Source organism: Paenibacillus sp. sgz302114 (assembly GCF_056120345.1).
Genome location: NZ_JBVYOI010000063.1, coordinates 1 through 316, shown reverse-complemented (window position 1 = coordinate 316; position 316 = coordinate 1). Strand labels below are relative to the sequence as shown.

The following is a 316-nucleotide window of genomic DNA, read 5'->3' as shown; positions in this document are numbered from 1 at the left end:
CCAGCCGCCGAAGGTGGGGTAGATGATTGGGGTGAAGTCGTAACAAGGTAGCCGTATCGGAAGGTGCGGCTGGATCACCTCCTTTCTAAGGAAATAACTGATCACGATGATGATCAGATAGCATCGAAAGATGCAAACCGGCAGGTTCGCTCATGTTCAGTTTTGAAGGAGTAAGTCTCTTTCAACAACTAAAAAAGTTAGCGGTAGTTTTTTTTGCTGCCTCTAAAACATCCGTTTGGTAATAATGGCGAAGGGGAACCACGCGTACCCATCTCGAACACGACCGTTAAGCCCTTCAGCGCCGATGGTACTTGGA

General features: G+C 48.1%; 2 rRNA genes. Both read left to right on the top strand.

Going from position 1 to position 316, the window contains the following annotated elements:
• Positions 1-85 (top strand): 16S ribosomal RNA (locus tag AC0LWF_RS27930); the annotation flags it as partial.
• Positions 86-234: 149 nt separating this feature from the next.
• Positions 235-316, top strand: a 5S ribosomal RNA gene (gene rrf / locus AC0LWF_RS27925); the annotation flags it as partial.